The 379-nt window shown below is 60.4% G+C and carries 1 protein-coding gene; it reads left to right on the top strand.

Features of this window, described 5'->3' with window-relative positions; translation table 11 throughout:
* A partial coding sequence (locus HX873_RS31190; RefSeq protein ID WP_256349686.1) for an enoyl-CoA hydratase-related protein occupies nt 1-340 on the top strand: 340 nt, incomplete at its 5' end.
* Between the last annotated feature and the right edge of the window lie 39 nt (nt 341-379).

The following is a 379-nucleotide window of genomic DNA, read 5'->3' as shown; positions in this document are numbered from 1 at the left end:
CCTGACCCGCGCCGTGGGCAAGGCCAAAGCCATGGAAATGTGCCTGACCGGGCGCTTTATCGATGCGGTGGAAGCCGAACGCTGTGGGATCGTCGCGCGCATCGTGCCGGCGGATGAGCTGTTGGACGAAGCATTGAAGGTCGCGACCCTGATCGCCGGCAAGTCGGTGCCCATCAGCATGATGGTCAAGGAAAGCGTGAACCGCGCGTTTGAAGTGAGCCTGTCCGAAGGCGTGCGCTTTGAGCGCCGGGTGTTCCACGCGGCGTTTGCCACGCTGGATCAGAAGGAAGGCATGGCGGCGTTTGTGGCCAAGCGTGCGCCGGAGTTCAAGGACAAGTAAACACTGTCCTGAAACGCTGAAGATCAAAAAATGTGGGAG

The organism is Pseudomonas sp. P7758 (genome assembly GCF_013386485.1).
In the GTDB taxonomy this organism is placed as follows: Bacteria; Pseudomonadota; Gammaproteobacteria; order Pseudomonadales; family Pseudomonadaceae; genus Aquipseudomonas.
The sequence above is the reverse complement of the archived record's forward strand: the minus strand, read 5'-3'. Positions and strand labels throughout refer to the sequence as shown.